At 62.7% G+C, this 8,540-nt stretch carries 2 protein-coding genes and 1 pseudogene; all 3 read right to left on the reverse strand.

Going from position 1 to position 8,540, the window contains the following annotated elements:
- Nucleotides 1-15: 15 nt before the first annotated feature.
- A complete protein-coding gene (locus QF039_RS18410; protein ID WP_307519935.1) occupies nucleotides 16-1,929 on the reverse strand; it encodes a thioesterase domain-containing protein in 1,914 nt (637 codons plus the stop codon).
- On the reverse strand, nucleotides 1,913-7,165 hold the full coding sequence (locus QF039_RS18415; RefSeq protein WP_373462080.1) for an amino acid adenylation domain-containing protein: 5,253 nt from the start codon (nucleotides 7,163-7,165) through the stop codon (nucleotides 1,913-1,915). The genes QF039_RS18410 and QF039_RS18415 overlap by 17 nt, the downstream gene beginning before the upstream one ends.
- A gap of 30 nt (nucleotides 7,166-7,195) precedes the next feature.
- Nucleotides 7,196-8,485, reverse strand: a pseudogene (locus QF039_RS33760) (condensation domain-containing protein); the annotation flags it as partial.
- Between the last annotated feature and the right edge of the window lie 55 nt (nucleotides 8,486-8,540).

Here is an 8,540-nt window from a genome sequence, read left to right on the forward strand (position 1 = left end):
GGGCCGGCGCCAGGGTCAATCGGCAATCAGCTCGGCGCTGTGCAGCAGGCCCGCCAGGCGCTGCAACAACAGAGGGTTACGCAGCAGGTCGTAGTGGCCGGCATCGATCTGCTCGGCGCCGGTGAGTTGTGGCAGCAGCCGCTCGAAGGCTTGGCGCTCCAGCGTGCCTACGCCGTTACCCCACCAGCAGCACGTGTCGACTGCCACCCACGGCAAGACGCTGAACGCCTGCGCCAGGGCCTTGAGTTGCATGCCGACCATAAACGCCTGTGCCAGGTCGGTCGCCTCCAGTTGGCCATAACGCCCCCCCGCCCGTTGACCGGCTTGCAAGCTATTGATGATCACTTCCACGGCCGCTGGCTGCAGGGTGACCGGCAATGCCTGCGGCCAGGTCTGGCCCAGGGTGGCGGTGAGGAAATCCTGCAGGTCATCGCGCCAATCCGAGGTGGCGGGCGTCGAGGTGGGCATGTAGCTGTCTACCAGCCCGACAAATTCCACCGCCTCGCCTTGCTCCTGAAGCTCTTTGGCCACCAGCAGCGCCAAGGGTCCACCGAGTGACCATCCCAGTAAACGATACGGCCCGTAGGCCTGCTTCTGGCGAATGTACTGAGCGTAATCGATCGCCATCGCCGGCAATGATTCATCCTGCCATTGGCGGTCCAGCAGCATGCGGCACTGCACCCCATAGACGCTGCATTCGCCTTCCAGCAGGCGTGCCAGTGGCTCATAGTCAAATACGGTGCCGAAACCGGCATGCAGGCAGAACAGTGGACGGCGGTTCGCCACGTTACTGTTGAGCAGCAACAGCGGATCAAGCGGAGCTTCGACCTCTTCATGGCCACTGAGCTGGGCGATGGTCGGCTTGCTCATCATGTCGCGCAATTTCAGGTCCAATCCAAGCTGCGTGTTGCCGCGCACCTTGCCCAGCACCTTGAGCACGCGCAGCGAATCGCCGCCCAGCTCGAAGAAATTGTCGGTGACACCCACCTGCTCGACCTCCAGGACCTCCTGCCAGATCGCGGCCAGCGCCTGTTCGACCGGGGTGCGTGGCGCAACGTAATGGCGCCCCTTGAATTCGGGGTCTGGCAATGCCTTGCGATCCAGCTTGCCATTGGGGCTGACGGGAAACGCTGGCACCACCAGAATCTGCGACGGCACCATGTAGTCGGGCAGTTGCGCCTGCAAGTCCTGGCGCAAACGCTCGGCAAGCGCCGGATGCTCATCGGCAACCACGTACCCGATCAACTGCTTGCCGGCGCTGGTGTCACGTGCGACCACGACCGCATCACGCACCTCGGCCATGTCACGCAGCCTTGATTCGATTTCGCCAAGTTCAATGCGGAAGCCACGGATCTTCACTTGATGATCCAGACGTCCGAGGTAATCGAACACCCCGTCCGCCCGCTGACGCACCAGGTCGCCAGTGCGGTAGAGCCGCCCGCCGTCCGTGGAAAACGGGTCCGCGACAAAACGCTCGGCAGTCATTCCCGGACGCTGGCGATACCCGCGTGCCAGCCCCTCACCACCGATGTACAACTCACCGGCAACACCCTGCGGTACGGGGTTGAGGCATGCATCCAGCACATAGAGGCTGCGTTCGCCCACTCGACTTCCGATCGGCGCATACACCGCGTCACAGGTTTCGCTTGCGGCGGCTTTCCACAACAGGGGCGTGACCACCGTTTCCGTTGGGCCATAACCGTTGGTCAAATAGCGCGGCTTGAGGGTGCGCTTGACCAGTTCGAAACTGGCCTGCGCCACGGCATCGCCACCAAAGCAGTAGACCTGCACCGGCGGGGCTTCCCGGCCTTCGGCATACTCCGCCAGTTGCTGCAGATACGCCGGCGGGAAACAGGCAATACTGATGCGCTGCTCGTGCAGCGCCTGCCAGGTTTCCTGCGGGGTCCACAGGTTATTGTCGCGAATCACCAGGCACCCCGCCACTGCGCAGGGTCGACAGCCAGCGCTCCTGGGCGCCGTCGAAGGCGAACGACATGAACAACAGTTCGCGCGTCGCCCCATCCATTTCGTAGCGTTCGGCAATCGCGGCGCAGTGCATGCCAATGGGACCGTGACTCACCGCCACGCCCTTGGGTTGCCCCGTGGACCCTGAGGTATAGATCAGGTAGGCGAGGTTATCCGGTTGCAGGCGCGATGGCGGGCATGCATCCGGGAAACTGTCCAGATACACGCGGTCCAGCAACACCCGGGTGGTCGCGTCCAACGCCCCAAAGCCTTCGCTGACGCCACTGTGGGTCAACAACACCGAGACATTCGCATCCTTGACGATCCAGTCCAGGCGCTCCCGAGGGTAATCGATGTCCAGCGCCACGTAGGCTCCACCCGCCTTCATGACCGCGTAGAACGCGACAATCACCTCGACGCTGCGCTGCAGGGCGACTCCGACGCACACCTCCGGGCCCACGCCCAGGCCGATCAGGTAATGGGCCAGGCGATTGGCACGTTGCTCCAATTGCCCATAGGTCAGTTGCACGCCGTCACACACCAGCGCCACCGCCTCGGTTCGCGCCTGGGCCTGTTGCCGGATCAATTGCGGCAACAAGGGTTGCGTGGCCGGCACCTGGCGCAGCGGGTTCGCGGCGAGCAAGCCGGCGTATTCGTCGCACGCCAGAGTCGGCAAGCTGCCCACCCGGGCCTGAGGCGAATCGAGCATGGCCAACAACAGCGTCTCGAAACTGCGTCGAACCTGGTCGCACGCCTGTTCGGTGAACGCGTTGCGCAAATACAGGAACTCGATCTTCAGGGTCTGGCCCAGGTTGATCGCCAGGTCCATCGCGTAGTTGGTCACATCCCGGGTACTGACCTGGCCAAACTGCAGTTGTTGATTGCCGACCTCGGCCAGGCGCTCATCCACCGGGTAGTTTTCGAACACAATAATGCTGTCAAACAACGGCGTGCCGCCCTGCCCCGACCAGCGCTGGATATCGGCCAATGCTGCGTGTTCGTAGTCGCGCACTTCCAGGTTGAGCGCCTGCAATTCAAGCAGCCACTGGCACAGCGCCTTGGCCGGATCCGGTTGCTGGACGATCGGCAATGTATTGATGAACAACCCGAGCATTTCGTCGGCACCCGGCAGGCTGGCCGGACGTCCGGCCACAGTGGCGCCGAAGCACACACTGGCTTGCCCGGTATAGCGCTGCAACAGCAACAACCACACCGCCTGGATCAAGGTATTCGGGGTGATACGCCAGTGCTGGGCAAATTCGCGCAGGCGCCGGGTCTGGCTGACATCCCAGTTCAGGTACAGCGCCGCGTGCCCTTCCAAGCCAGGCTCGGGCTGGGGATGAATACTCGCCGCCAGGCTGGTGGGGCCTTCAAGGGCTTGCAGTTGCGGCTTCCAGAACAGCGACGCCGTGTCCGGGGACTGCTGGCGCAGCCAGGCGATGTAATCGCGGTAATGCCCTTTGCGCGCAGGCAAGGCGCGGCCGGCGTACACCTCGAAGACTTCACCCATCAAGCGCGAGTTGCTCCAGCCATCCATCAGGATATGGTGGCTGGTCCAGATCAGTTGGTGGCGGTGTTCATCCAGGTGCACCAGGGTCAGGCGCGTCAGAGGGGCCGCCAACATGTCAAAGCCCTTGGCGCAATCGTCCTGCGCCAAGGCTTGCAAGGCGTCAGCATCAACCTGGCGATCGCGCCAATCGACGATTTGCACCGAGACCTGGGCGGTCTTGTACACCACCTGCAGCGGTTCGCGCAGGTCGCTGGACGACCAGAAGCCGGTGCGCAGAATCTCATGGCGAGCGACCACCTGATCCCAGGCGGCGATAAACGCCGGTACGTCCAGCCCCTCGACAGGCACACAAGTCTGGTTGATATAAAGGTGCGCCGCCGACGGGTCCAGCGTATGGAACAGCATGCCTTGCTGCGTCGGTGCCAACGGATAGAGGTCTTCGACCTGCTCCAACGGCACGGGCAGGCTGTCCAGTTGTTGCTGGGTCAAGGTGCAGAGGGCAAAGTCCGAGGGCGTCGCGCCCAGGTTTTGCGACTGGCTGCAATGTTCGACCAGCGCCTGGAGTTCGGCGATGTACGCCTGTGCCAGATGCTCGATCGTCGCCTCATTGAACATCTCCCGACTGAACACCCAGTTCAGGCTCAATTGACCGCCGTACACCTGACCATTGATGGTCAACCAGTTGCCCAGCGGCGCTTGCGGGCTTTGTTCCAGGCCGATGGATTCGCCGGAAGGCACAAACAGCGCACCGGCATCCACATCAAAACTGCCGTCAAACTGCCCCAGGTAGTTGAAGGTCACACGCGGCGCGGGCAACTGCCCCAGTACCTTGCGGTGCACGGGGCTGCCCATGTAACGCAGCACCCCAAAGCCGATGCCCCGCTGGGGAACGCCTCGCAGTTGTTCCTTGACCTGCTTGATTGACTCACCAATACCCGCTGCCGGCGTGAGTTTCACCGCAAACAGGCTGGTGAACCAACCGACCGTGCGGGTCAGGTCGATGCTGGCAAACAGATCTTCACGGCCATGCCCTTCAAGTTGAATCAGCGCCTGGTCGTGGCCGGTCCAGCGCACCATGACTCGGGCCAGCGCAGTCAGCAACAGGTCATTGACCTGTGTCCGATAAGCCGCGGGCGCTTCCTGCAGCAGCAACTGCGTCAGTTCCTTGCTCAACTGCGAATGGACCGTGAGGCCATGTTTGTTTTGCAGGCCACCCCCTGGATGATCCACCGGCAAGTCCGGGCGGGCATCCTGCAACTGCTGCTGCCAGTACTGCACTTCGGCTTGCGCCTCGGGGCGCTGCGCATAAGCCTGCAGGTGCTCGGCCCAGGCCCGCACAGAATGAGTCTTGGGCGCCAGCTTGAGCGCCTGCCCGCTCGCCACCTGGCGATAGGCAAGTTGCAAGTCGTCAAACAGAATGCGCCAGGAAACACCGTCCACCACCAGATGGTGAAGCACCAGCAACACCCGCTGCGAACCATCCGCCAACGCGACCAGCGCCACCCGCAGCAGCGGCCCGTTCAGCAGGTCGAGACTCTGCTGGAGTTGCTCGCCAAACGCCTGCAACGCTTGCGTATCGCACAGCTGAACCTCCTGCAACACGTTCCGGCCCTGCAACAGGGCCTCGACACTGCGATAAGTTGCGGCCCAGCCCTCTTCGCCCTGGCTGAACACCAGGCGCAGCGAATCGTGATGCACCAGCAGCGCACGCAACGCCTGCTCCAGCAGTGCAGCCTCGATAACCTGAGTCGGCTTGAGCAGCACCGACTGGTTCCAGTGATGACGCTCGGCGATGGGTTCTTCAAAGAATCCCTGATGAATCGGCAACAATGGCAGGTTGCCCGTTACTGCGCCTTGCTCGACTTCAAGCCCGGCGGCATCGATGCGCGCGACGCCAGCCAGCCCCTGTACGGTCTGGTGCTGGAACAGCTCCTTAGGTGTGAAGAAAATCCCGGCCTGGCGGGCACGCCCCACCACCTGGATCGAAATGATCGAGTCGCCACCCAGCTCGAAAAAGTTATCCGACAAACCGACCCGCTCAAGCTTGAGCACGTCTTGCCAGATCGCGGCAATCTGCTGCTCCAGCGGGCTTTGCGGCGCAATGAAGTTTTGTTGAGCCTGGCGTACGTCCGGCTTCGGCAACGCCTTGCGCTCCAGTTTGCCGTTGGGGCTCAGGGGCAGTTGCTCGAGGAACAACAGGTGCACCGGCACCATGTAGTCCGGCAGCACTTCGCGCAAACGGGCCTTGAGCATTTCGCGCAGCGACGCTTCGGCCACATCGCCTTGGGCAGGTACCACATAGCCCACCAGTTGCAGGCCGCTCGCGCCGTCCACCGCCAGCACTACCGCTTCGCGCACCGCGTCCTGCTCCATCAGGCGTGCTTCGATTTCCCCCAACTCGATCCGCAGGCCGCGGATCTTCACTTGATGGTCAATACGCCCGACGTATTCGATCACCCCGTCTGCCCGGTAACGCGCCAGGTCGCCAGTGCGGTACAGCCTCTGGCCGCCGCCAAACGGGCTGGCGACAAAACGTTCGGCGGTCAGCGCCGGGCGACGGTGATAACCCCGCGCCAGTCCTTCACCGCCGAGGTACAACTCACCCACCACCCCGACAGCTACCGGCCCCAGGCCCGCATCAAGAATGTAGGTCCCCAGGTTGGCAATGGGCTGGCCGATGGGCACGCTGTCGCGCCCCTCTTCACGGCAGGTCCAGTGGGTGACATCGATAGCAGCCTCGGTCGGGCCGTACAGGTTGTAAAGCCGGGCTTGAGGCAGCTTGGCGAACACTTGCTGCTGCGCGTCCACCGGCAAGGCCTCGCCGCTGCAGATAATGCGCTGCAAGCCGGTGCAACTGTTGACCGCTACATCGGCGACAAACGCTTGCAGCATCGACGGTACAAAATGCAGGGTGGTGACGTGCTCACGGTTGATCAGTTCAATCAGCTTTGCCGGCTCGCGGTGAATGCCGGGTGCTGCAACCACCAGGCGCGCGCCCGTCATCAACGGCCAGAAGAACTCCCACACCGACACGTCGAAGCTGAAGGGGGTTTTCTGCAACACCGTGTCCACTTCACTCAAGCCATATGCCTGCTGCATCCAGCACAGGCGGTTGGTCAGCGCCGAGTGACGATTGCCGGCGCCCTTGGGCTTGCCGGTGGAACCGGAGGTGTAAATCACATACGCCAGGTTTTCCGGCTGCACACTGATCGGCGGGCAGGTCGAAGCGTACCCGGCCAGCGGTTGATCCAGCAGCAGGCAAACCACCTGCGCCGGGATCGGCAAGCGCTCCCGCAGCGCCTGCTGGGTCAGCAGCAAACCAATGCCACTGTCCTCGATCATGTAGGCCAGGCGCTCCTCGGGATAGTCCGGGTCCAGCGGAACATAAGCACCGCCGGCCTTGAGCACCGCCAGCAACCCGACCACCATCTCGATACTGCGCTCGACCGCCACACCCACCAGCACGTCCGGGCCGACACCGGCTTCGATCAACCTGTGCGCCCATTGGTTGGCCAGCGTATCCAACTGGCGATAGGTCAGTTGCCGGCCGGCAAACACCAGGGCGATGGCCTGCGGCGTAGCGTCCACCTGGGCCTGAATCAGCGCCTGTACGCTTTGGTCCAACGGGTAAGCGGCTTTGGTGGCATTCCAGTCCTGTAGCAGCGTGCGCAACTGCACCGTGTCGAGCATCTGCAACTCGGCAATCGCCCGGGAAGGCTGGGCGACAATCCCTTGCAACAGAGCCTGCCAGTGCCCCGCCATGCGCTCGACTGTGGCCGGCTCGAACAGGTCAGTGGCATAGGTCAATTGCGCCGACAGGCCCTCGCTGTGTTCAACCGTATTGAGGGTCAGGTCGAACTGCGAGGTATGGGTTTCCCAGCTCAGGCGTTCGATCTCCAGGCGCGAGGCCTGGCCTGTCACCTCGACCCGCCCGCGAGTGTCTTCACTTTGGTGGTTGAACATCACCTGGAACAAAGGGTTATGGCTCAACGTCCGCTCGGGCCGCAGGGCTTCCACCAGTTGTTCGAACGGCAGGTCCTGATGCGCCTGCGCGCCCACGGCATTTTGCTTGACCTGTTGCAGGAACTCGCGGAAGGACGTGCGCCCGTCGACGTCGGCCTTGTGAATCTGCGTGTTGACGAAGAATCCGATCAACCGTTCGGTTTCGGCACGGTTCCGGTTGGCCACCGGCACCCCGACCCGAATATCGCCCTGGCCGCTGTAGCGGTACAACAGCACCTGGAACGAGGCCAGCAACAACATGAACGGGGTGACGTTTTCGCGCTGGGCCAGCCGCTTGAGGCCGGCAACCAGTTCCGCGCCCAGGTTGAGGGTGTGGGTGTTGCCGCGAAAGCTCTGCTCGGCGGGACGCGGATGATCGAACGGCAATTCCAGTACCGGCTGCTCGCCACCGAGGCGTTCGGTCCAGTAGCCCAACTGGCGCTCCAGTTCTCCCGCCTCCATCCACTGGCGCTGCCACAGCCCATAGTCGGCGTACTGCACCGGCAACGGCGCCAACTCGACCGAACGTCCCTCGCTGTAGGCGGCATAGCACTGCACCAGCTCGTCGACCATCACCTGCATCGACCAGCCATCGGAAACAATATGGTGCTGAGTGAGCACCAATACATGCTCATCGGCACTGACTCGCAGCAGCTTGACCCGCAATAACGGGCCTTGCTGCAAATCGAACAACTGTCGGGTTTCATCCTCCACGAACGCCTTGATCTGAGCGCCACGCTGTTGCGCGTGCGCCGATGCCAGGGTGTGCAAGTCGATGCTCGCGCCCGATGCCGGGCTGATGACCTGCAGCCGCTGTGAACCGTCCTGGACAAAATGGGTACGCAGCGATTCATGACGCTCGATCAGCGTCGAAAAGCTGCGCTCCAGGGCTGCCACGTCCAGCGCCCCACGCAAACTCAGGGCACTGGAGATGTGGTAAGCCGTACTGTGCGGATCCATCTGCCACAAGAACCACTGCCGCTCCTGAGCGTAGGACAGCAACAACGGTTCACTGGCGTTTCTCTTGAAAACAGGCGCGACACTGAAGAGATTGATGCCCTTG

The organism is Pseudomonas sp. W2I6 (genome assembly GCF_030815935.1).
Classification (GTDB): Bacteria; Pseudomonadota; Gammaproteobacteria; order Pseudomonadales; family Pseudomonadaceae; genus Aquipseudomonas.